The sequence below is a fragment of the Streptomyces sp. NPDC107654 genome (genome assembly GCF_055639035.1).
Genome location: NZ_JBVKBI010000012.1, coordinates 133,195 through 154,512 on the forward strand (window position 1 = coordinate 133,195; position 21,318 = coordinate 154,512).

The 21,318-nt window shown below is 72.8% G+C and carries 18 protein-coding genes; 14 read left to right on the forward strand and 4 right to left on the reverse strand.

The features are described 5' to 3' along the window. Positions 1 to 8 precede the first annotated feature (8 nt). From argH to ACZ7N4_RS22315, 4 genes are all read left to right on the forward strand, one after another. Positions 9 to 1,442 carry an argininosuccinate lyase gene (gene argH, locus ACZ7N4_RS22300; RefSeq protein ID WP_471360262.1) on the forward strand — a complete coding sequence of 478 codons (1,434 nt, stop codon included), beginning with the start codon at positions 9 to 11 and terminating at the stop codon, positions 1,440 to 1,442. A 186-nt stretch (positions 1,443 to 1,628) separates the two neighbouring features. Next, entirely contained in the window at positions 1,629 to 2,600 is a 972-nt protein-coding gene (locus ACZ7N4_RS22305; protein WP_471360265.1) for an aldo/keto reductase, read from the forward strand. A 108-nt stretch (positions 2,601 to 2,708) separates the two neighbouring features. Then, positions 2,709 to 3,260: a TetR/AcrR family transcriptional regulator gene (locus ACZ7N4_RS22310; protein ID WP_356156791.1), complete on the forward strand. Its 552-nt coding sequence runs from the start codon at positions 2,709 to 2,711 to the stop codon at positions 3,258 to 3,260. Continuing rightward, entirely contained in the window at positions 3,257 to 4,780 is a 1,524-nt protein-coding gene (locus ACZ7N4_RS22315; RefSeq protein ID WP_471360268.1) for an MFS transporter, read from the forward strand. The genes ACZ7N4_RS22310 and ACZ7N4_RS22315 overlap by 4 nt, the downstream gene beginning before the upstream one ends. Before the next feature lie 16 nt (positions 4,781 to 4,796). On the opposite strand, the gene ACZ7N4_RS22320 is transcribed toward ACZ7N4_RS22315, so the two are convergent. Together ACZ7N4_RS22320 and ACZ7N4_RS22325 are read right to left on the reverse strand one after the other, a co-directional pair. Continuing rightward, a complete protein-coding gene (locus ACZ7N4_RS22320) occupies positions 4,797 to 6,425 on the reverse strand; it encodes a multicopper oxidase family protein (RefSeq protein ID WP_471360271.1) in 1,629 nt (542 codons plus the stop codon). A gap of 101 nt (positions 6,426 to 6,526) precedes the next feature. After that, entirely contained in the window at positions 6,527 to 7,198 is a 672-nt protein-coding gene (locus ACZ7N4_RS22325; RefSeq protein ID WP_471360494.1) for a lysophospholipid acyltransferase family protein, read from the reverse strand. Between the two features lie 345 nt (positions 7,199 to 7,543). Here ACZ7N4_RS22325 and ACZ7N4_RS22330 point away from each other — a divergent pair, with 345 nt between their 5' ends. From ACZ7N4_RS22330 to ACZ7N4_RS22340, 3 genes are all read left to right on the forward strand, one after another. Continuing rightward, positions 7,544 to 8,719, forward strand: a complete 1,176-nt coding sequence (locus ACZ7N4_RS22330) for a glycerophosphodiester phosphodiesterase (RefSeq protein WP_471360274.1) — start codon at positions 7,544 to 7,546, stop codon at positions 8,717 to 8,719. A 181-nt stretch (positions 8,720 to 8,900) separates the two neighbouring features. Further along, entirely contained in the window at positions 8,901 to 9,407 is a 507-nt protein-coding gene (locus tag ACZ7N4_RS22335; RefSeq protein ID WP_471360277.1) for a sigma-70 family RNA polymerase sigma factor, read from the forward strand. Between the two features lie 45 nt (positions 9,408 to 9,452). Then, positions 9,453 to 9,962 (forward strand): GNAT family N-acetyltransferase, encoded by a 510-nt coding sequence (locus tag ACZ7N4_RS22340; protein WP_471360497.1) that lies wholly within the window; start codon positions 9,453 to 9,455, stop codon positions 9,960 to 9,962. Here ACZ7N4_RS22340 and ACZ7N4_RS22345 read toward each other — a convergent pair. Continuing rightward, positions 9,952 to 10,371 (reverse strand): hypothetical protein, encoded by a 420-nt coding sequence (locus ACZ7N4_RS22345; protein ID WP_471360280.1) that lies wholly within the window; start codon positions 10,369 to 10,371, stop codon positions 9,952 to 9,954. The genes ACZ7N4_RS22340 and ACZ7N4_RS22345 overlap by 11 nt on opposite strands. A 1-nt stretch (position 10,372) precedes the next feature. Next, positions 10,373 to 10,732 carry a hypothetical protein gene (locus tag ACZ7N4_RS22350; RefSeq protein ID WP_471360282.1) on the reverse strand — a complete coding sequence of 120 codons (360 nt, stop codon included), beginning with the start codon at positions 10,730 to 10,732 and terminating at the stop codon, positions 10,373 to 10,375. 69 nt (positions 10,733 to 10,801) lie between these two features. On the opposite strand from ACZ7N4_RS22350, the gene ACZ7N4_RS22355 reads away from it, so the two are divergent. The 7 genes from ACZ7N4_RS22355 to cobT all read left to right on the forward strand — a co-directional run bounded on the left by ACZ7N4_RS22355 (position 10,802) and on the right by cobT (position 21,287). Next, positions 10,802 to 11,452 carry an HAD family hydrolase gene (locus tag ACZ7N4_RS22355; RefSeq protein ID WP_471360285.1) on the forward strand — a complete coding sequence of 217 codons (651 nt, stop codon included), beginning with the start codon at positions 10,802 to 10,804 and terminating at the stop codon, positions 11,450 to 11,452. Between the two features lie 297 nt (positions 11,453 to 11,749). Continuing rightward, a complete protein-coding gene (locus tag ACZ7N4_RS22360; RefSeq protein WP_471360288.1) occupies positions 11,750 to 12,841 on the forward strand; it encodes a methionine ABC transporter ATP-binding protein in 1,092 nt (363 codons plus the stop codon). After that, positions 12,838 to 13,575 (forward strand): methionine ABC transporter permease, encoded by a 738-nt coding sequence (locus tag ACZ7N4_RS22365; protein WP_471360291.1) that lies wholly within the window; start codon positions 12,838 to 12,840, stop codon positions 13,573 to 13,575. The genes ACZ7N4_RS22360 and ACZ7N4_RS22365 overlap by 4 nt, the downstream gene beginning before the upstream one ends. Before the next feature lie 99 nt (positions 13,576 to 13,674). Beyond that, entirely contained in the window at positions 13,675 to 14,505 is an 831-nt protein-coding gene (locus ACZ7N4_RS22370) for a MetQ/NlpA family ABC transporter substrate-binding protein (protein ID WP_471360294.1), read from the forward strand. Between the two features lie 214 nt (positions 14,506 to 14,719). Next, entirely contained in the window at positions 14,720 to 15,358 is a 639-nt protein-coding gene (locus ACZ7N4_RS22375; RefSeq protein ID WP_471360297.1) for a GNAT family N-acetyltransferase, read from the forward strand. A 90-nt stretch (positions 15,359 to 15,448) separates the two neighbouring features. Continuing rightward, positions 15,449 to 16,672: a precorrin-6y C5,15-methyltransferase (decarboxylating) subunit CbiE gene (gene cbiE / locus ACZ7N4_RS22380; protein WP_471360299.1), complete on the forward strand. Its 1,224-nt coding sequence runs from the start codon at positions 15,449 to 15,451 to the stop codon at positions 16,670 to 16,672. Positions 16,673 to 17,015: 343 nt separating this feature from the next. After that, complete coding sequence (gene cobT, locus ACZ7N4_RS22385) at positions 17,016 to 21,287, forward strand: nicotinate-nucleotide--dimethylbenzimidazole phosphoribosyltransferase (protein ID WP_471360302.1); 4,272 nt, start codon at positions 17,016 to 17,018, stop codon at positions 21,285 to 21,287. Positions 21,288 to 21,318: the final 31 nt, after the last annotated feature.

Consider the following 21,318-nt stretch of genomic DNA (forward strand, 5'->3'; position numbering starts at 1 on the left):
GCACGCAAGTGAGCAGCAACACCGGTGACGTACGGCTCTGGGGCGGCCGTTTCGCCGACGGTCCGGCCGAGGCCCTGGCGAAGCTGTCCGCGTCCGTCCACTTCGACTGGCGGCTCGCCCCCTACGACATCGCCGGCTCGCGTGCCCACGCGCGCGTGCTGCACAAGGCGGGGCTGCTCACCGAGGACGAGCTGCAGCGCATGATCGCCGGGCTCGACCGGCTCGAAGCCGACGTCGCCGCCGGCACCTTCACGGGCACGATCGCCGACGAGGACGTGCACACCGCCCTGGAGCGCGGCCTGCTGGAGCGGCTCGGCCCCGACCTCGGCGGCAAGCTCCGCGCCGGCCGGTCCCGCAACGACCAGGTCGCCACCCTCTTCCGGATGTACCTGCGCGACCACGCCCGGATCATCGGGGGACTGATCGCCGACCTCCAGGACGCCCTGATCGGCCTGGCCGAGGCCCACCCGGACGTGGCGATGCCCGGCCGCACCCACCTCCAGCACGCCCAGCCGGTGCTCTTCGCCCACCACGTCCTGGCGCACGTCCAGTCCCTGTCCCGGGACGCGGAGCGCCTGCGCCAGTGGGACGACCGTACGGCGGTCTCCCCCTACGGCTCCGGCGCCCTCGCGGGCTCCTCCCTGGGCCTGGACCCGGAGGCGGTGGCCGAGGACCTCGGGTTTGAACACGGCAGCGCCGGCAACTCCATCGACGGCACGGCCTCCCGGGACTTCGTCGCCGAGTTCGCCTTCATCACCGCGATGATCGGCGTGAACCTCTCCCGGATCGCCGAGGAGATCATCATCTGGAACACGAAGGAGTTCTCCTTCGTCACCCTGCACGACGCCTTCTCCACCGGTTCCTCGATCATGCCGCAGAAGAAGAACCCGGACATCGCCGAGCTGGCCCGGGGCAAGAGCGGCCGCCTGATCGGCAACCTGACCGGACTCCTGGCCACCCTCAAGGCGCTGCCCCTCGCCTACAACCGCGACCTCCAGGAGGACAAGGAGCCGGTCTTCGACTCCTGTGACCAGCTGGAGGTCCTGCTCCCCGCCTTCACCGGCATGATCGCCACCCTCACGGTCCACCGCGAGCGCATGGAGGAGCTGGCCCCGGCCGGGTTCTCGCTCGCCACCGACATCGCCGAGTGGCTGGTCAAGCGGGGCGTGCCGTTCCGCGTGGCGCACGAGGTGGCGGGGGAGTGCGTCAAGGCCGCCGAGGCCGAGGGCAAGGAGCTGGACGACCTCACGGACGAACAGTTCGCGAAGATCTCCGCCCACCTCACCCCGGAGGTCCGTACGGTCCTCAACGTCCCCGGCGCCCTCGCCTCCCGCGACGGCCGGGGCGGCACGGCCCCGAGCGCGGTCGCGGTCCAGCTGGCCGAGGTGAAGGCGGACATGGCGGCCCAGCACCAGTGGGCGACGGCCAAGAAGAAGCAGTAGGGCGGCGACCCCCCCCCGCGGGCGCGGGGCCGTACGCGACGGGCGGATCGGCCGCGCGGGCGCGAGCAGCCGCACGGCACCCGCGCCCGCCGGACTCACCGCGAGCCCCGGGCCGTACCGCGATCACCAGGGCATCGCGGGTTACGTTGGTCATGAGCCGTAGGAGCCGACCGAACGGAGCCCGCGATGCCCTTCGCGCGACTGGCCACAGCGACCACCCCCACCTGCCACGTCGGCCTGGGTCTGGCCGCGGTGGGCCGCCCCGGCTACATCAACCTCGGCCGCGACGAAGACCTCGGCGAGGACCGCGGCGCGGACGCGCTGCGCACCCGTACCCACGAACTCCTCGACGCCGCCTACGCCCAGGGCGTCCGCTACTTCGACGCCGCCCGCTCCTACGGCCGCTCCGAGGAGTTCCTCGCCGGCTGGCTGAACGCCCACCCCGACATCGACGACGTGGTGATCGGCAGCAAATGGGGCTACACCTACACCGCCGGCTGGTCGGCGGACGCGGAGACGCACGAGGTCAAGGACCACAGTCTCGCCGCCTACGAACGGCAGCGCGCCGAGACCGACGCCCTGCTCGGGGACCGGCTCGACCTCTACCAGATCCACTCGGTGACCCCGGACAGCCCGGCCCTCACCGACAAGGACCTCCACGCGAGGCTCGCGGAAGCCGCCGCCCAGGGCCTCACCGTCGGCTTCTCCACGAGCGGCCCCGCGCAGGCCGACGCGATCCGCGCCGCCCTCGCCGTCACGGTCGACGGCGAGCCCCTCTTCCGTACCGTCCAGTCGACGTACAACATCCTGGAGCACTCGGCCGGCCCCGCCCTCGCCGAGGCGCACGACGCCGGGCTCACCGTGATCGTCAAGGAGGGCATGGCCAACGGCCGGCTGGCCGGACCGCACGCCCCGGAGGCGCTGCGGACGGTGGCCGCCGCGACGGGACTCGGCTGTGACGCGGTCGCCCTCGCCTGGATCCTGCGGCAGCCCTGGGCCGGCGTCGTCCTCTCCGGCGCCGCGACCCTCGCCCAGCTCGCCTCCAACCTCCACGCCCCCGCCGTCGACCTCGACCCGGACCGGCTGACCCGCCTGGCCACGCTGACCGAGGACCCGCGCGCCTACTGGGAGCGGCGCGGACAGCTGCCCTGGCACTGACCCGGGACAGGCGCGCCGGCGGCGGCGGACACCCCGTACGACCAGCGGCAATGAGTCACGTACGCCTTCAATGAGACAACAATGTCTCATCTGGGCTATTGTTGTCTCATGGCCCTCGACCGTGACCACGTGCTGCGCAGCGCAGCTGCCCTGCTGACCCGTAGATCCACCGCGACCATGGACGAGGTCGCCAAGGCCGCCGGGATCAGCCGGGCCACGCTGCACCGGCACTTCGCCGGCCGGGACGCGCTCGTCCGCGCGCTGGAACAGCTCGGCATCGCGGAGTGCGAGGGCGCACTGGACCGGGCCCGGCCGGAGGAGGGCTCCGCCGCCGAGGCCGTACGCCGGCTGGTCCGCGAGATCCAGCCGGCCGCCGGACTCCTCGCGTTCCTCTACGGCGAGAACCAGCTGTGGGAGGGCGACCGGCAGAACGAGGGCTGGCAGCGCCTGGACGCCCGGATCGGCGCCCTGTTCCAGCGGGGACAGCGCGGCGGCGAGTTCCGCATCGACCTCAGCCCGGTCTGGCTCACCGAGGCCCTCTACGGCCTGATCGCCTCGTGCGCCTGGGCCACCCTGGACGGCCGCGTGGCCTCCCGGGACTTCCCCACCATGATCGCCGAGCTGTTGCTCGGCGGCGCTCTGCGAAGAGAGGAACCATGACCAGCACCCTGCAGCCGGCACAGGCGACCGAGGCGGTGAAGCGCCCGGGCCGCTGGCTCGCGCTCTCCGTCCTGGTCCTGGCCGTGCTGCTGGTGGCCGTCGACGCCACCGTCCTCGGCCTGGCGACCCCCTACATCAGCGAGGACCTCCACCCCTCCGGCACCCAGCTGCTGTGGATCGGCGACGTCTACTCCTTCGTCATCGCCGGCCTGCTCGTCTCCATGGGCAGCCTCGGCGACCGCATCGGCCGCAAGCGCATCCTGCTGGGCGGCGCCACGGCGTTCGGCGCGCTGTCCGTGCTGGGCGCCTACGCGACGACACCGGAACTGCTGATCCTGGCCAGGGCGCTGCTCGGCGTCGCCGGCGCGACCCTGATGCCCGCCACCCTGGCCCTGATCCGGAACATCTTCCACGACCCGCGCGAGCGCAGCCTCGCCGTCGGTGTCTGGGGCGCCACCGCCTCCGCCGGCACGGCCGTCGGCCCGATCGCCGGCGGTTTCCTCCTCGAACACTTCTGGTGGGGCTCGGTCTTCCTGATCAACCTGCCGGTGATGGCCGTCCTGGTCCTGGTCGGCATCCGCACCCTGCCCGAGTCCCGCAACCCGCACCCGGGCCCGTGGGACCTCGGCAGCGTCCTGCTGTCGCTGGTCGGCATGATCGCCCTGGTCTACGCCGTCAAGGAGGCCGCCACCCACGGCCTCACCGGGACGACCCTGGGCACCGGCCTGCTGGGCGCGGCGGCGCTGTACGGCTTCGTCCACCGCCAGCTGACCATGCCGGTCCCGCTGCTGGACATGCGCCTGTTCCGCCGCCGCGGCTTCAGCGGAGCGGTCCTCGCCGACCTGCTGACCGTCCTCGGCATGTCCGGCCTGGTGTTCTTCCTCTCCCAGTACCTGCAACTCGTCCAGGGCCGACGCCCCTTCGAGGCGGGCCTGGCCGAACTGCCCGCCGCCGTCGGCGCGGTGGCGGCCGGCCTGGTCGCGGGCCGGGCCGCCCGGCGCTTCTCCGTCCGCACCGTCGTCTCCGGCGGTCTGGCCGCGGTCGGCGTCGCCCTGGCCGTCCTGACCACGCTCGGCCGGTCCACCGGCTACCCGATCCTCGGCGCCGCCCTGCTGGTGGTGGGTGTCGGCGCGGGCTTCTCCTTCACGGTGACCGCGGACGTCATCCTCTCCAGCGTTCCGAAGGACCAGGCGGGCGCCGCCTCGGCGGTCTCCGAGACGGCGTACGAGCTGGGCGCGGCCCTGGGCATCGCCCTGCTGGGCTCGATCGTGACGGGCGTCTACCGCGGCTTCCCGGGCCCGGCCGGCACCCCCGCCGGGGCCCACGAGTCCCTGGGCGCGGCTGCGGAGGCGGCGGCGCACCTGCCCCCGCACCAGGCGGACGCCCTGCTCACCGCGGCCCGCGAGGCCTTCGTCCACGGCCTCCGCCTGGCCTCCGGGGCCGGAGCGGCGGTCCTCCTGGCGGCGTCGGCGCTGGCGTGGTTCCTGCTGAAGAACCAGGAACTGGAAGGCGGCGGCTGAGCGGACCGCCCCGGGATCACTTCTTGTAGCCCAGCACCGTCATCATCCCGCTCTCCGAGTGGTACTGGTTGTGGCAGTGCAGCATCCACAACCCCGGATTGTCGGCATCGAAGTCGATCACCAGTTTCCGGTGCGGCAGCACCATCGCGGTGTCCTTGCGGGCCCCCACCGAGTCCAGACCCACCACCGCGAAGGTGTGCCCGTGCAGATGCATCGGATGCCACATGTTCGTGGCGTTGATGAGCGTCAGCCGCACCCGCTCGCCCGCGCGGACCGGGTGACGCTGCTGCGGGGAGTACGGCTTGTGGTCGAACCCCCAGTCGAACTTCGCCATGGAGCCGGTGATCCTGATGCGCACCTCGCGGTCGGGGTGCCGGTCGCCCAGGGCCACGGAGTCGTCGGGGAGGAGACGGCGCGCGGGCACGGTGTTGCCGTCGAGTTCGTCCAGGCGGACGTCGGCCGGGGGGAGCTTCCCGCTCCCCTTGGCGGTGCGCAGCACGGCGAGGGCCCTGCCCTTCTTGCCCTCGGCCACGGCGACCAGCGGGAAGACCCCGTCCTTGGCGGTGATCAGCACGTCGTACCGTTCCGCCATGCCGATCAGCAGGGCGTCGGTCCTCTTGTGCTTCACGGGATAGCCGTCGGTGTGGGTGACGGTCATCGCGTGTCCGCCGAGCGCGACCCGGAAGGCGGTTTCCGACCCGGCGTTGATGATGCGCAGCCGCACCCGGTCGCCGGGACGGCAGCGGAACACCGACGGGTTGTGGGGCAGGCGCCCGTTGACCAGGTAGTGCGGGTAGTCGACGCTGCCGCCCTCCCCGTGCAGCATGCGGCTGTAGGAGTTGTGCAGCACCCGGTCGGGGCCCGAGGACTTCCGCGAGGGCGACGGGTGGCCGCTCGCCTTCCGGTCGTGCCCCGGGCTGTCGTGGCCGGGACCCATGGCCATCGGGCCCATCTCCATGGCCCCGCCCGGCTTGAGCTGGCTCAGCACCCCGTCGGGGGTGGACCCCTGCACGCCGTCGAGCCAGTCGTCCAGGACCACGACCCACTCCTTGTCGTAGGAGAGGGGCTCCTTGGGGTCGTCCACGATGAGCGGCGCGTACAGCGCCCGGTCCGGCTGCATCCCCACGTGCGAGTGGAGGAGGTAGGTGCCCGGATGGTCGACCGCGAAGTGGTAGCGGAAGTCCGAGCCGGAGTGGATGGCCCGCTGCGTCAGGTCCGGCACGCCGTCCATGTCGCAGCGCAGCCGCACGCCGTGGGAGTGCAGGGTGGTCGTGGCGGGCAGCCGGTTGGCCAGGGTGAGGTCGAGTACGTCACCAGCCGTGATCCGCACCAGCGGGCCCGGCACCTCCTCGTTGTACGCCCAGGTGTGCACCGCCCGCCCGCCCAGGTCCAGGTGGGCTTCGGCGGCGGTGAACCGGAAGGTGCGTACGCGGCCCGCCCCCCGTTTCCGCTCGGTTGCCAGGACCTCCGGGTCCGACGGGTTGACGTACCCCCGCGGCCCGGGCGGGACGAACTTCTCCCCGTCGTGCGCGTGTTCGGGGCCGGACCGGGGCGCGGAGCCGGAGTCGGTGCAGGACGCCAGGAAACCCGCGCCGGCGGCGGCGATCGGGGTACGGAGCAGAGTACGCCGAGAAGGTTTGTACATGTCCTGAATCAGACATGTTGTGTGGTGATACAGCCGCTTTCATACGGCCGAATGCCCGATGTGTCGGCGGCAGATTCCACCGGCAGGCGGATCCAACCTGCTCAGGCGGCCTTGGCCTTGGTGGCGTACATGTCGACGTACTCCTGGCCCGAGAGCCGCATCACCTCGGCCATGACGGAGTCCGTCACCGCCCGCAGCACATAGCGGTCGCGGTCCATGCCCTCGTAGCGCGAGAACTCCATCGCCTCGCCGAAGCGGACGGTGACCCGGCCCGGCCGCGGGATGCCCCGGCCGCCCGGCTGCAGCTTGTCCGTGCCGATCATGGCGAACGGCACCACGGGCGCTCCGGTCATCAGGGTCAGGCGGGCGATACCGGTGCGGCCCCGGTACAGGCGCCCGTCGGGCGACCGGGTGCCCTCCGGATAGATCCCGAAGATCCTGCCCTCCTCCAGGATCCGCCGGCCCGTCATCAGCGCGGCCACACCGCCGCTCGCCCCGTCACGGTCCACCGGGACCATGCCGACGCCGGTGAAGAACCACGCCATCAGCCGGCCCTTGAACCCCTTGCCGGTGACGTACTCGTCCTTGCCGATGAAGACCACCTGCCGCTTGGTGACGACCGGCAGCACGATGGAGTCGATGAACGTGAGGTGATTACCGGCCAGAATCACCGGGCCGTCCCCCGGGATGTGCTCCGCGCCCTCCACCTGGGGGCGGAACATCAGGCGCATGATCGGTCCGAGCACTGCCTTGATGAGCGCGAAGCGGGACAACGCTTCCTCCGATGTCAAGGGGGGCCATATGAGTCTGTGCAGGTGAGGACATTACTCGCGGCGCCGGGCCGTGCGCACATCGGGGACGCCGGGTTCACCGAGGCCTTACGAAGTGTTGACGCGGGTTTACCTGCGGTGGCACCCGGAGGACGGCCCGTAACAGCCTTGCGGCGATGTGACGGACATCGCGCCGGACCGGGGCCCCGGGTCCGACGGACCGTCACCCTCCGCCGTTCACAGGACACCCGGCATCACCCGGGTGTTCGAACCGGGGCCTCCCCCTGGTCATGCGTACGACCCTACGATCGGCCCGCACCAACGAACGAACGCGGCAGGAGGGCCCTCATGGACGGCGACCAGGCGAACGGGCAGACACAGGCAACGGGACGGCGGGCGCTCCTCGGCGCCGCGGTGCTCGGCGCGGGCGGGGCGGCCCTCGGGCTGTCCGGCACCGCACGGGCCGCCGGGAGCCGCACGGCCGGGCACGGCGGACGCGGCCTGAAGAGCCTGCCGGTGCCGACGATCATCGGCCACCGCGGTGCCAGCGGCTACCGCCCGGAACACACCTTCGGCTCGTACGACCTGGCCCTGGACCTGGGTGCCGACGTGGTCGAGGCGGGCGACCTCGTACCCACCAAGGACGGCCACCTGGTCTGCCGGCACGAGCCGGAGATCGGCGGCACGACGGACGTCGCCTCCCGTGCGGAGTTCGCCGACCGCAGGACCACCAAGGTGCTCGACGGGGTCCCCACCACCGGATGGTTCACCGAGGACTTCACGCTCGCCGAGCTGAAGACGCTGCGCGCCGTGGAGCGCATCCCGGCCAACCGGCCGCACAACACCCTCTACAACGGCCGCTGGGAGATCCCCACCTTCGAAGAGGTCCTGAAGTGGCAGGACGAGCAGACCCGCAGGCGCGGCAGGCAGGTCTGGATCTACCCGGAGACCAAGCACCCCACCTACTTCCGCGAACTCGGCCTCGGCCTGGAGGAACGGGTGGCGAAGCTGCTGCGCAAGCACGGCAAGGACGGCCGCGACGCGCCGGTCATCCTGCAGTCCTTCGAGCCCACCAGCATCCAGCGGCTGAACCGGCTGGTCGACAACCCGCTCGTCGTCCTGCTCTCCTCGGCGGACAGCCGCCCGTACGACTTCGTCGAGGCGAACGACCCGCGCACGGTCGCCGACCTCGTCACCCCCAAGGGCCTGCGGGAGATCGCCGGCTACGCCCAGGGCATCGGCCCGACCCTGGACCTGGTCATCCCGAAGAAGGCGGACGGCACCCTGGGCGAGCCGACCACGCTGGTCTCCGACGCCCACCGGGTCGGCCTGGTCCTGCACCCCTACACCATGCGGAACGAGAACCCCTTCCTGCCGGCCGAGTACCGCAAGGGCGGCGCGGCCGACGCCTACGGAGATGTCTTCGGCGCCTACAAGGCGTATTTCGCGACCGGCATCGACGGCGTCTTCACCGACAACGCCGACACCGGAGTGCTCGCCCGCGCCGACTTCCTGAAGGGCTGACGGCCGCCCGCCCGGCGGGACCGACGGTCCTCGCGCAGGGCTGACGGCCTCTCGCCCGGCGGGGCCGACGGCCTTTCCGGAAGCGTCGGCCGCGTCAACCGAGGCTGTCGGTCCGCACTCGTTCGGAGTGACTGTGCGCCGCCCCGGCAACCCCCCGCCGGGGCGGCTCGTCGTTCCGCATATGACGCACGACCTGGTTGCCGCCCTGCGCCCGCTGCTCACCGCCGAGGCCTCAGCCGAGGCATATGCCACCGGGGGCGAACCCGGCGACCTGGAGCAGGCCGTCTGGCTCCGGCTCCTGGAACGGCTGGAGAGCGACGGGCCACCGCATGACCCGCAGGGCTGGCTGCGCAGGGCCGTGCGGGCCGAGGCCCGCCGCAGCCGCCGCACCACCCGCCTGGAACGCCCCTACGGCGCCGAACCGGCCGACGACCTCCGCCCCGGCCCCGAACAGTACGTCCTCACCGCCGCCCGGTACCGCGCCCTGCGCGACGCGGTGCGCCGGCTGCCCGGCCGCTGCCCCCGCCTCATCGAGGCGCTGCTCTCACCGAACGACCCGACATACCGGGAGATCGCGGGGGAGTTGGGTATCTCACAGGGCAGTCTTGGACCGGAACGCTCCAGATGTCTCGGATGTCTGCGCCGATTGCTCACACCGGAGGTTGCGGCGTGCGAAGCGCGGGGATAGGAGTGGGGGACGACAGGTGATCAGGTGAGCGGGAGGCATGCGCACATGGGCATGAGCGTGACCATCTCGGTGGCGACCGAACAGGACGCGGAGCAGATCTTCCGGCTCCAGTACCTGTGCTTCCAGAGCGAGGCGGCGCTGTACGGCAACTACCGCATCGACCCGCTCGTGCAGACCCTGGACTCCGTCCGTCAGGAGGTCACGTCCGACTGCGTCTTCGTCGCCCGGCTCGGCGACGAGGTGGTCGGATCGGTGCGCGGCAAGGTCACCGAGGACGGCGCGGCGGCCATCGGCAAGCTCTGCGTGCACCCCCGCCTGCAGGGCCACGGCATCGGCGCGAGGCTGCTGCGCACGGCGGAGGCGGCCCTGGAGTCGGAGCGCGGCGCCAGGACGTTCCGTCTCCTCACCGGCCACCGCAGCGAGGGCAACCTCCGTCTGTACCGCCGCGTCGGCTACCAGACGGTGGGCCGTGCCAAGGGCGCCGACGGCGTGGAGCTGATCATCCTGGAGAAGCAGGCGGGGCAGCAGACGGGACAGTACGCGGCTACGGCCTGACGGCGTTCCGCGCCTTCCGCAGCCAGTACATCGCGGAGACCGGCAGCAGCACCGGGATGAAGACGTAGCCCGCCCCGTAGTACGACCACACGGTGGTGTCCGGGAACGCCGAGCGGTCGACCAGGGTCCAGGTGCCCACGAGGAGCACACCCGCGAGTTCGGCGGCGCAGCACACCAGCGCCGCCCTGCGGGCCCTCTCCCCGCCCCGGACGAGGGTGTACGTGATGAAGCCGTACACCACACCGGCCACTGCCGACAGCACATAGGCCAGCGGCGCCCGGTCGAACTCCGTGCTGATCTGGTACGCGGAACGCGACACCGCGCCGACCACCATCACGCCGTAGAACCAGACGAGCAGCATGCCCGGCCCGCTGATCAGCCGGGTCGGCTTCTCCTCCACCGCCGTCACCTCAGCCTCCCCAGATGTCGTAGAGCCGTACTTCCAGGACGGCCAGCACCACACCGCCGGCGGCCACCGTCACCGAGCCCCAGCGGGACCGCTCGGCCAGCGACATCAGACCCGCCGCCGGCACACACGCGAACGCGCCCAGCAGATACGCCACGAAGATCGTCGTACCCTGCTCCGGCTTCTCGCCCCGCGCCAGCTGCACGACCCCGATCACCAGCTGTACCACGGCCAGCAGCGACACCACGGCCATGCCGATGAAGTGCCAGTCCTTCGTCGGCTGGTCGCGGTAGGCGGCCCAGCCGCACCACGCGGCGAGCAGCAGCGCGGCGACACCGGTCACCAGCGTCAGGGCATTGAGCATGCCGTGACCCTATTACGGCCGAAACGGGCCGTCGCCGCCGCCCCCGCCGTACACCGTAGGGTCTAGACCATGACGATCCACGCGCACGCCCTCCTGTTCGACAACGACGGCACCCTCGTCTCCTCCCTCGACTCCGTCGAGCGCTGCTGGACCCGCTGGGCCGGGGAGTACGGGATCACCGCCGAGGAGTTCGGACGCGTCGAGCTGCACGGGCGGACCGCCGTCGAGATCGTCGCCGACCTGCTGCCCGCCCGCATGGTGCCGGAGGCGGTGGCCCGGGTCGAGCAGCTGGAGGTGGAGGACGTCCCGAACGGCGGGGTGCGCCTGCTGCCCGGCACCCGCGCCTTCCTGGACTCGCTGCCGGCCGACCGCTGGGCCGTGGTCACCTCCGCCACCCGGCGCCTGGCCGAGGCACGCCTGGACGCCGTCGGCATCCGCCCGAAGTCCCTGGTCTCGGCCGACGACGTCACCCGCGGCAAGCCCGACCCCGAGCCCTACCTGCTCGCCGCCCGGCAGCTCGGCGTGGACCCCGCCCGCTGCGTGGTCTTCGAGGACGCCCCCGCCGGACTGCGGGCGGGCCGCGCGGCCGGCATGACCACCGTGGCGTTGGCCACAACCCACCGCGCGCACGAGCTGGACGCCGACCTGGTGGTGCGGGACCTGTCGGCCCTGTCGGCACTGGTCACCGACGGGGGAGTGGAGATCGCCGTCCGCGACTGACCCCCCGGCCACCGTTGTCCGCCCCTGTCCGCCGCTGTCCAGTATGCGGACAGCGGCGTCCGGTCAGGACCGTCCGTCTGGTTTACTGATCGCATGACCACGACGAGCTGCCGCACCCTTGCGACCGAGGCGACCATGACGCCCGGTGCTCGTTGTATGTGTCGCCTGATGTGCCGAATGTGCGCCTTCTAGAGGGCCCCCGCATCAGCTGAGCCTCGCGCCCCGAAGCGAGAGCCGTGGCCGTCCGTGCGCCGCAGGCCGTACGCGACGAAGCACCACCTTCCATGCCGGAACCGCATGCACCCGTGCCCGGGCACACCCACGCCCGCGCACTCGACAGTGACGGAAACCCACGTGATCACCACCTCGGGCCTGACCAAGGTCTACCGCTCCCGCGGCCGTGAGGTCACCGCCCTCGACGGCGTCGATCTCCACGTCCGCGAAGGCGAGGTCTACGGCGTCATCGGCCAGTCCGGCGCCGGCAAGTCCTCCCTCATCCGCTGCGTCAACCTGCTGGAGCGCCCCACCTCCGGCACCGTGACCGTCGACGGGCAGGACCTCACCGCCCTGGCCGGCCGCGGCCCCCGCGCGGGCAGGGAGCTGCGCCGCGCCCGCAGCCGGATCGGCATGGTCTTCCAGCACTTCAACCTGCTGTCCTCGCGGACCGTCCAGGACAACGTCGAGCTGCCGCTGGAGATCCTCGGCCAGACCGGCCGGGACCGCTCCCGCAAGGCCCTCGAACTGCTCGACCTGGTCGGCCTCGCCGACAAGGCCAAGGCCTATCCCGCCCAGCTCTCCGGCGGCCAGAAGCAGCGCGTCGGCATCGCCCGCGCCCTCGCCGGCGACCCCAAGGTGCTGCTCTCCGACGAGGCCACCAGCGCCCTCGACCCCGAGACCACCCGCTCCATCCTCCAGCTGCTGCGCGACCTGAACCGGCAACTGGGCCTCACCGTCCTGCTCATCACCCACGAGATGGACGTCGTGAAATCGGTGTGCGACTCCGCCGCCCTCATGGAGAAGGGCCGGATCGTGGAGTCCGGCACGGTCAGCGAGCTCCTCGCCACGCCCGGCTCCGAGCTGGCCGCCGCGCTGTTCCCGGTCAGCGGCGAGCGCACCGGCGCCGACCGGACCGTCCTCGACGTCACCTTCCACGGCGAGGCCGCCACCCAGCCGGTCATCTCCCAGCTTTCGCGCACCTACAACATCGACATCTCCATCCTCGGCGCCGCCATCGACACCGTCGGCGGCCTCCAGATCGGCCGCATGCGCATCGAACTGCCCGGCCGCTACGAGGACAACGTGGTGCCGATCGGATTCCTGCGTGAACAGGGCCTGCAGATCGACGTCGAGGGCCAGGAGAACCTGCTGGTGAAGGAAGGTGCCAAGTGACCTGGTCGGAGATGCAGCCGCTGCTGTCCCAGGCGTGTTGGGACACCCTCTACATGGTCGGCTGGTCCACGCTGATCGCCGTCGCCGGCGGCCTTCCGCTCGGCATCCTCCTGGTCCTCACGGACCGGGGCGGCCTGCTGCAGAACGTGGTGGCCAACAAGGTCATCGGGCAGGTCGTGAACATCGCCCGCTCCATGCCGTTCATCATCCTGATGGTCGCGCTGATGGGTGTCACCCGCTCGATCACCGGGACGACCATCGGCCGCGAGGCCGCCATCGTGCCGCTCGCCATCGGCGCGATCCCCTTCTTCGCGCGCCTGGTCGAGACGGCCGTCCGTGAAGTGGACGGCGGGCTCGTCGAGGCCGTCCAGTCGATGGGCGGCAACACCTGGACCATCGTCCGCAAGGTGCTCGTACCCGAGTCGCTGCCCTCCCTGATCGCCAGCGCCACGACCACGATCGTCGCCCTCATCGGCTACTCGGCCATGGCCGGAACGGTCGGCGCCGGCGGTCTCGGCGACATCGCCATCCGCTACGGCTACCAGCGCTTCGAGACCCAGATGATGTGGATCACCGTCGGCATCCTCGCCGTCGTCATCTCCGTCATCCAGTTCGCCGGCGACTTCGCGGCCCGCCTCCTGCACAGCAGGGGCGGCCGGTCCGGCCCCGCCCCCAGGCTCCGCCTCCTGAAGGCCAAGGAGCCCGCGGCGGCCGACGTCGGCAAGGTCGCCTGAGACACCTCAGGACTCCCCGTTCGCCCACCCCCCAACGACGGCGCTCCGCGCCGACAGCCCCATCCGGGGTCGCACCACCCTTAAGGAAAGGCACTTTTCGTGCGTAACACCGCCAAGCTCACCACCGCCGTCCTCGCCACCGGAGCCCTCACCCTCGGGCTGACCGCCTGCGGCTCCGGCAAGGACTCCGGCTCCTCCGACACGAGCGGCCCCCTGGTCGTCGCCGCCAGCCCGACCCCGCACGCCGAGATCCTGAACTTCGTCAAGGACAAGCTGGCGAAGAAGGCGGGCCTCGACCTGGAGGTCAAGGAGTTCACGGACTACATCACGCCGAACACGGCGACCGAGGACGGCTCGGTGGACGCCAACTACTTCCAGAACCAGCCGTACCTGGACGACTTCAACAAGAAGCGCGGCACGCACATCGTGCCCGTCGTCACGGTGCACCTGGAGCCGCTCGGCCTGTACTCCCACAAGGTCAAGAAGGCCGACGCCCTCAAGAGCGGTGCGACCATCGCCGTCCCGAACGACGCCGTCAACGAGGCCCGCGCCCTGAAGCTGCTCGCCGCCAAGGGGCTCATCACCCTCAAGGACGGCGCCGGCACCGAGGCCACCCCGCAGGACATCGCCAAGAACCCCAAGAACCTCAAGTTCAAGGAGGTCGAGGCGGCCCAGACCGCGCGCTCCCTGGACGACGTCGACGCGGCCGTGGTGAACGGCAACTACGCCATCTCGGCCGGCATCAAGCCCGCCAAGGAGGCGCTGGTCCTGGAGTCCCCGAAGAACAGCCCCTACGGCAACTTCCTCGCCGTGAAGGAGGGCAAGGAGAAGGACCCGCGCGTGAAGAAGCTCGCGAAGCTCCTCACCTCGCCCGAGGTCAGCAAGTTCATCGAGGACAAGTACCAGGGCTCGGTCATCCCGTCCTTCTGAGATTCGTCCGGGACACGTACCACCGATCCGTCCCGCCGATGACCGGCGGCTGACGGCACGTACACGGCGTTCCGCCACGCACGGGGTCCACTCCCTCACCGGGTGTGGACCCCGTTGTGCGGTTCAGTGGTTTCATGCTGCATGCTGGGCAGTTCAGCAGGCCTGACGGCCCTGACGGTCTTTCGAGGAATTTCCGAAGGTTACGGAGCGGCGCATGACGAGCACCTTCCCCAACATCTCCATCAGCACGGAGCGGTTGGTGCTGCGTCCCCTCGACGAGGACGACGTGCCCGCCCTGGCCGAGATGATGAACGACGAGCAGGTCGTCGCCTGGACCACCGTCCCCCACCCCTACAGCGGGGCCGACGCCCACGAGTGGATCACCCGGCTCGCCCCCGAGGAGCGCACCGGGGGCCGCGGCATCGTCCTCGCCGTCACCGAGTTCCTCACCCAGCGGCTCGTCGGCATCGTCCACCTGAGGAACACCGACTGGCGGGTCCGCTCCAGCGAGATCGCCTATGTCGTCGCCCCCTGGGCCCGCGGTGAGGGCTATGCCTCCGAAGTCGCCCTCGCCATGGCCCAGTGGCTGTTCCACGACCAGAAGTTCGAGCGCCTCGAACTGCGCACCGCCGCCGACAACACCGCCGCCCAGCAGGTCGCCCAGAAGATCGGCTGCATCAGCGAGGGCGTCCTGCGCAACGCCTGGATAGCGCGGACCAGGACCGAGGACGGTACCTGGACCGACGTACGCACGGACGTCATCGTGTGGAGCCTGCTGCCGGAGGACCTCGCCGGAGCGGGCGAGCACCCGTCCGACACCGGTGGTTTCCCTTCGTACTCGGACTGGAACTGAGACCCCGAACCCCACCAGGTACTCTCACGGAGCCCACTACGGGCCCACTCCACCCGCAGACCCGCGCAGAACCCCTGGAGACTGACGACGATGGCCGACCGGGTCACGGTGATCGGCTGGGACGGCTCGCCGCTGACCGACGCGGCACGGGCCGCCCTCGGCGCCGCCACCCTCGTGGCGGGCGCCGCCCACCACCTCGCGCTGCCCGAGCTGCCGCCCGCCGCCGAACGCATCCGCCTCGGCAGCCTCGCCCTGGCCGCCCGCCGCATCGCCGCCCACCGCGGCACCGCGGTCGTGCTCGCCGACGGCGACCCCGGCTTCTTCGGCGTCGTACGGACCCTGCGCGCACCGGAGTTCGGCCTGGAGGTCGAGGTCGTCCCCGCCGTCTCCCCGGTCGCCGCCGCCTTCGCCCGCGCCGGCATGCCCTGGGACGACGCCCAGGTCGTCGTCGCCCACCCGCGCACCCTGCGCCGGGCCGTGAACGTCTGCCGCGCCCACCCCAAGGTCGCCGTCCTCACCGCGCCGGGCGCCGGCCCCGCCGAACTCGGCCTCCTGCTGGAGGGCGTGCACCGCACCTTCGTCATCTGCGAGGAACTGGGCACCGAACGCGAGCAGGTCAGCGTCGTCACCTCCGACAAGGCCGCCGACCACACCTGGCGCGACCCGAACGTCGTCATCGTCATCGGCGGCCCCGCCGGCGCCGGGGACAGCGGCGACTGGATCGCCGGGCGCGACCCGGGCGTCGGCCCGCGCGGTTGGGTCCAGCCCGACGAGAGCTACGGCGCCGGGCCGGGCGGAGGGCTCGGCGAGGGGGAGACGCAGCTGCTGCGCGCCGCCCAACTCGCCCGGCTCGGGCCCCGGATCGGCGACCTGGTCTGGGACATCGGCTGCGGCAGCGGCGCGTTCGCCGGCGAGGCGGCGCGCGCCGGCGCGGCCGTCATCGCCGTCGACCACGACCCCGCCGCCTGCGCCCGCACGGACGCCGCCGCCCGCCGCTTCGGCGTCCAGCTCCAGATCGTCCGCGGCAGCGCCCCGCACGTCCTCGAATACCTGCCCGAACCGGACGTCGTACGGGTGGGCGGCGGGGGACCGGCGGTCGTCTCCGCGGTCGCCGACCGGCGCCCGCAGCGCATCGTCACCCACGCCGCCACCCGGGACGCCGCCGAACGCGTCGGCCGCGATCTGACCGAGCACGGGTACCGGGTCGAGTGCGCCCTGCTGCAGTCCGTCGAACTCGACACACGGGCCTGGACCGAGACCGAGCGGAACGTAGCGTTCCTGCTCAGCGGGGTACTTCCGGACCGCGCCCCGTGATCCTGTTGTCATACCGCGCGCGGTAGGCTGGCCGATCGTTGTACCGCACCGGTGGCCCGAACTTCGTTCGCCAATGTCCGGAACGCACGCCCGTTTTGGGGCGGGTGTGGTACTGCGGAACCGGAGGACGCGCAACGTGGCGCAGTCCACAGCGGACTGTCGCGGATCATGCTGTCGCGACGGTGGAACGACCGGGACAATGCCACTGAATGGCTTTGTCGCCTTTTCCGGCGGGTCGTTCGTGCCGCTGGGCACGGACGCTCGTTCTTCACTACGGGGCGGTCGGTGCGCCGTTCCGGGTGAGCTGGTCGTAGGAGCACTAACCGATGGGCGAGGGGTACGCATGACCGACACCGGCCAGGTCCCGGGCGAGGGGCAGCCGGAGAGCGCAGGCATGGTGGAACAGCCGGGCGTTCCCACGCACGGCGCGTACACCTACCTCTCCGAGGCGCCCGCCGAGGACGAAGACCTGCTGCTGCCGGGTGCCCAGGGCGCGTGGGGCAACGAGGTGCCGCCACCCGCTCCGGAACCGGTGGTGGAAGCCGTCCACGAGCCGGGCCCGCACGAGACGGCCGGCCGTGACAGCGGCTCGGTCGACCTCAGCGGCGTACGGCTGCCCGACTCGGGTCCCGTCTCCGTCACGCCGTCACCCATCCTCTCGGCGCCGCACGACCCGGCGGCCGCGCCACAGCCGCCGCGCCGCCCGCTGCACCTCGGCCCGCCGATCCCCGACACCTCCGCGAGCCCGGTCCGCTCCCTCGCCGACCGCGGCCCCGCGGGCGCGCCGGTACGGCAGCCCGGAGCACCGGCCGCCGGTCCCGAGTACCTGGACGCCCAGCCGCAGGGGGCCCCGCAGAGCGCGGCCCCCTGGGGTGCGGCCCCGCCCGCCCCGGCCCCGGCCGGCGCGCAGGCCCCGGCTGCGGAAACGGTTGGCCCGCCCGCGTCCGCACCGGGGCAGGCCGAGCCGGCCGACGCGGCGCAGGCCGCGGTGGCCCGCCTCACCGGCCAGGTGCCCGTCGTGCACGGCCACGACGGGGTGCAGCCGATGCACGCCCACGACGGGGTGTACACGGCGCCGACGGGACCGGGTACGGAGGACGCGGAAGCCGTCATGGCCGGGGCGATCCCGGCGGAGCAGGCCGTACCGGCCCCGCTCGGGGCCGAAGCGCCCGCGCCGGCGCAGGAGGTCTCCGAGGCGCCGACGCCGGAGGCTCCTGTGGCGGAACCCGCGGCATCCGCGGAAGCCGTGAGGGAACAGAGCGTTCCGGCCGAGGGCGTCCCGTCCGGGCCCGAGCACGCCGCACCGGCCGAGCCGCCGACCGGCCCGCAGCCCGCCGAGGCCGCAGAGACTGTCGAGGGCGTCGAGGGCGTCGAGGGCGTCGAGGGCGTGCAGGCCGTCGAGGCCGTCGGCGATGAGGGCACCGCGGAGACCGGCCCGGCGACCGAGGCGCCGGCCCCGACGGCGGCGGCAGCGGACGCGGCCCGGCCGACGGCACCCGCCGAGCCGGCGGAGGGCGCGCAGGCTGCCGCCGTGGAGCACGCCGACGAGGCCGCACAGGCGACGGACGGTGCGCAGCCGGCTGAAGCACCGGAGACGGCCGCCGCCGAACCGACCGCTCCCGTGCCGCAGGCGGTCGCCGCAGAGCCGGCAGCTCCCGCGCAGCCCGCCGAGACCGCGCAGCCGGCGGAGGCCTCCCAGCCCGTCGCCGTGGAGCCGGTCGCCGCCGCGCAGGAGGTGGCCGTTGTCGCGCAGCCCGCGGAGGTCGCGCAGCCGGCGGAGGCCTCCCAGCCCGTCGCCGTAGAGCCGGTGGACGCGTCCCAGCCCGCCGCCGTTGACCCGGTTGGCGTGCCGCAGCCCGTCGCCGTGGAGCCGGTCGCCGCCGCGCCGGAGGTGGCCGTTGTCGCGCAGCCCGCGGAGGTCGCGCAGCCGGCGGAGGCCTCCCAGCCCGTCGCCGTAGAGCCGGTGGACGTGCCGCAGCCGGCCCCCGCCGAGCCGGTCGCCGCCGCGCCGGAGGCGGCCGTTGCCGCCCCGCAGCCGACGGCTCACGCGCCGGAGGCGCCCGCGCCCGCGCACCCCACCGAGGCCGCGCACTCCATCGAGGCCGCACAGCCCACCGAGGCCGCACAGCCCGTCGAGGTGCCTCAGCCCGCCCCGGTGGAGCCGACCGCTCCCGCGCCCGAGGCCGCCGACGCGGCGCAAGCCGTCGCCGCCCCGCAGCCCCAGGCGCCCGCCGAGCCCCAGCCGGCCCCCGAGCCCGAGCCCCAGCTGACCGACCAGCCCCAGACGCCCGCCGAGCCCGAACTCCAACTGCCCGCCCAGACGCCCGCCGAGCCCGAACTCCAACTGCCCGCCGCGGTCCCCCAGGCGCCGGAGCCGTCGGAAGGTCCGGAGTCCACCGTTCCGGTCGCACCCGCCGCCGAGGTGACCGCTCCGGTGGAGCCGGCCGTGTTCCCGGTCCAGGGGCCGCAGCTCGCCGACGCCCCGGCCGTGTCCGCCGCACCCGAGCAGCAGCCGCAGGCCGTGGACACCGCCGCCCCGGCGCCGGTCGCCGGCCCGCAGCTCCAGCCGCAGGCACCGGACGCCGCCGCGGCGGACGCGCAGCACCCGGAACAGCCGCTTCCCTCCAGCCTCGCCGCGGAGCCGGACCAGCAGCCGCTCGGGCAGTTCGTGCCGGTGGAGGGCCAGGTGCCCACCACCCCGCACCTGGCGCCCACCCCGCCGCACCCCCTCGTCGTGCCGGCACCGCGCGAGGGCGAGCCGGCCGTCGTACCGGACGCGGCGCCCACCGCCGACGTCGTCCAGCACGCGGAGGACCTGCAGACCAGGGCCGCCGACCAGGAAGAGAGCACGGCCGCAGTGGAGGAAGCACCGAAGTCCGCCGGCCCGGCCGCGCCCGGCTACGCCGACGCCGAGCGCGAGGCCGTCCTGAAGGTCATGCGCGAGCGCCGCGACATCCGCAACGGCTTCCGCGGCGACCCCATCCCGCACGAGGTGCTGCTCAGAGTCCTGGAGGCCGCGCACACCGCGCCCTCCGTCGGCCACTCGCAGCCCTGGGACTTCGTCGTCATCCGCTCCGCCGAGACCCGGCGGACGATGCACGAACTGGCGATGCGGCAGCGCGACGCCTACGCCAAGTCGCTGCCCAAGGGCCGGGCCAAGCAGTTCAAGGAACTGAAGATCGAGGCCATCCTCGACACCCCGGTCAACATCGTCGTCACCGCCGACCCCACCCGCGGCGGCCGGCACACGCTCGGCCGTCACACCCAGCCGCAGATGGCGCCCTACTCCTCGGCGCTCGCGGTGGAGAACCTCTGGCTCGCCGCCCGCGCCGAAGGCCTCGGCGTCGGCTGGGTCAGCTTCTTCGACGAGCGGGAGATGGTCCGCGCGCTCGGCCTGCCCGAGCACCTGGAGGTCGTCGCCTACCTGTGTGTCGGGTACGTCGACGAGTTCCCGGACGAGCCGGAGCTGATGCAGGCCGGCTGGTCCAAGCGACGCCCCCTGTCCTGGGTGGTGCACGAGGAGACGTACGGCCGCCGCGCCCTGCCCGGAGAGGAACCCCACGACCTGCTCGCCGAGACCGTCGCACAGATCCGCCCGCTCGACGCCAAGGCGCTCGGCGAGGCGTGGGAGCGCCAGAAGCGCATGACCAAGCCGGCCGGCGCGCTCGGCATGCTGGAGATCATCTCCGCGCAGCTGTCGGGGCTGTCCCGGCAGTGCCCGCCGCCGATCCCGGAGCCCGCCGCCGTCGCCATCTTCGCCGGCGACCACGGCGTGCACGCCCAGGGCGTCACTCCCTGGCCGCAGGAGGTCACCGCCCAGATGGTGGCCAACTTCCTCGGTGGGGGAGCCGTCTGCAACGCCTTCGCCGGCCAGGTCGGCGCCGAGGTGTGCGTGGTGGACGTCGGCGTGGCCGCCGACCTGCCCGCCACCCCGGGCCTGCTGCCGCGCAAGATCCGCGGCGGCACGTCCGACATGACCACCGGCCCCGCCATGACCCGCGAGGAGGCCAAGGCGGCCATCGAGGTCGGCATCGAGACCGCCCGCGACCTGGTCGCGGCCGGCAACAAGGCGCTGCTGACGGGCGAGATGGGCATCGCCAACACCACGGCCTCGGCCGCCCTCATCTCGGTCTTCACGGGCGCCGACCCGGCCGAGGTGACCGGGCGGGGCACCGGCATCAACGACGAGACGCTCGCCCGCAAGACCGAGGTCGTCCGCCGGGCCCTGGAGCTCCACCAGCCGGACCCGGCCGACCCGATCGGCGTCCTCTCGGCGATCGGCGGCTTCGAGCACGCGGCCATGGTGGGCCTGCTCCTCGGCGGGGCCTCGCTGCGTACGCCGGTGATCCTGGACGGCGTCAGCGCCGGTGCCGCGGCCCTCGTGGCCCGCGCCATCGCGCCGGAGGTCCTCGCGGCCTGCATCGCCGGCCACCGCAGCGCCGAGCCCGGCCACGTCGCCGCCCTCAACAAGCTGGGCCTGCGCCCGCTGGTCGACCTCGACCTCCGCCTCGGCGAGGGAACGGGCGCCCTGCTGGCCCTGCCCCTGGTCCAGAGCGCGGCGAGGGCCATGCACGAGGTGGCGACGTTCGACTCGGCGGGCGTCACGGAGAAGTAGCCGTCGCGGTACGGGGCGGTCCGGTGTTCAG

Excerpts from the sequence above, each read along its gene's own strand:
- ACZ7N4_RS22305 (WP_471360265.1), top strand. The coding sequence starts at position 1,629 with ATGCCCTTCGCGCGACTGGCCACAGCGACCACCCCCACCTGCCACGTC.
- ACZ7N4_RS22310 (WP_356156791.1), top strand. The coding sequence starts at position 2,709 with ATGGCCCTCGACCGTGACCACGTGCTGCGCAGCGCAGCTGCCCTGCTG.
- ACZ7N4_RS22315 (WP_471360268.1), top strand. The coding sequence starts at position 3,257 with ATGACCAGCACCCTGCAGCCGGCACAGGCGACCGAGGCGGTGAAGCGC.
- ACZ7N4_RS22320 (WP_471360271.1), bottom strand. The coding sequence starts at position 6,425 with ATGTACAAACCTTCTCGGCGTACTCTGCTCCGTACCCCGATCGCCGCC.
- ACZ7N4_RS22330 (WP_471360274.1), top strand. The coding sequence starts at position 7,544 with ATGGACGGCGACCAGGCGAACGGGCAGACACAGGCAACGGGACGGCGG.
- ACZ7N4_RS22335 (WP_471360277.1), top strand. The coding sequence starts at position 8,901 with ATGACGCACGACCTGGTTGCCGCCCTGCGCCCGCTGCTCACCGCCGAG.
- ACZ7N4_RS22340 (WP_471360497.1), top strand. The coding sequence starts at position 9,453 with ATGGGCATGAGCGTGACCATCTCGGTGGCGACCGAACAGGACGCGGAG.
- ACZ7N4_RS22350 (WP_471360282.1), bottom strand. The coding sequence starts at position 10,732 with ATGCTCAATGCCCTGACGCTGGTGACCGGTGTCGCCGCGCTGCTGCTC.
- ACZ7N4_RS22355 (WP_471360285.1), top strand. The coding sequence starts at position 10,802 with ATGACGATCCACGCGCACGCCCTCCTGTTCGACAACGACGGCACCCTC.
- ACZ7N4_RS22360 (WP_471360288.1), top strand. The coding sequence starts at position 11,750 with ATGCACCCGTGCCCGGGCACACCCACGCCCGCGCACTCGACAGTGACG.
- ACZ7N4_RS22375 (WP_471360297.1), top strand. The coding sequence starts at position 14,720 with ATGACGAGCACCTTCCCCAACATCTCCATCAGCACGGAGCGGTTGGTG.
- cbiE (WP_471360299.1), top strand. The coding sequence starts at position 15,449 with ATGGCCGACCGGGTCACGGTGATCGGCTGGGACGGCTCGCCGCTGACC.
- cobT (WP_471360302.1), top strand. The coding sequence starts at position 17,016 with ATGACCGACACCGGCCAGGTCCCGGGCGAGGGGCAGCCGGAGAGCGCA.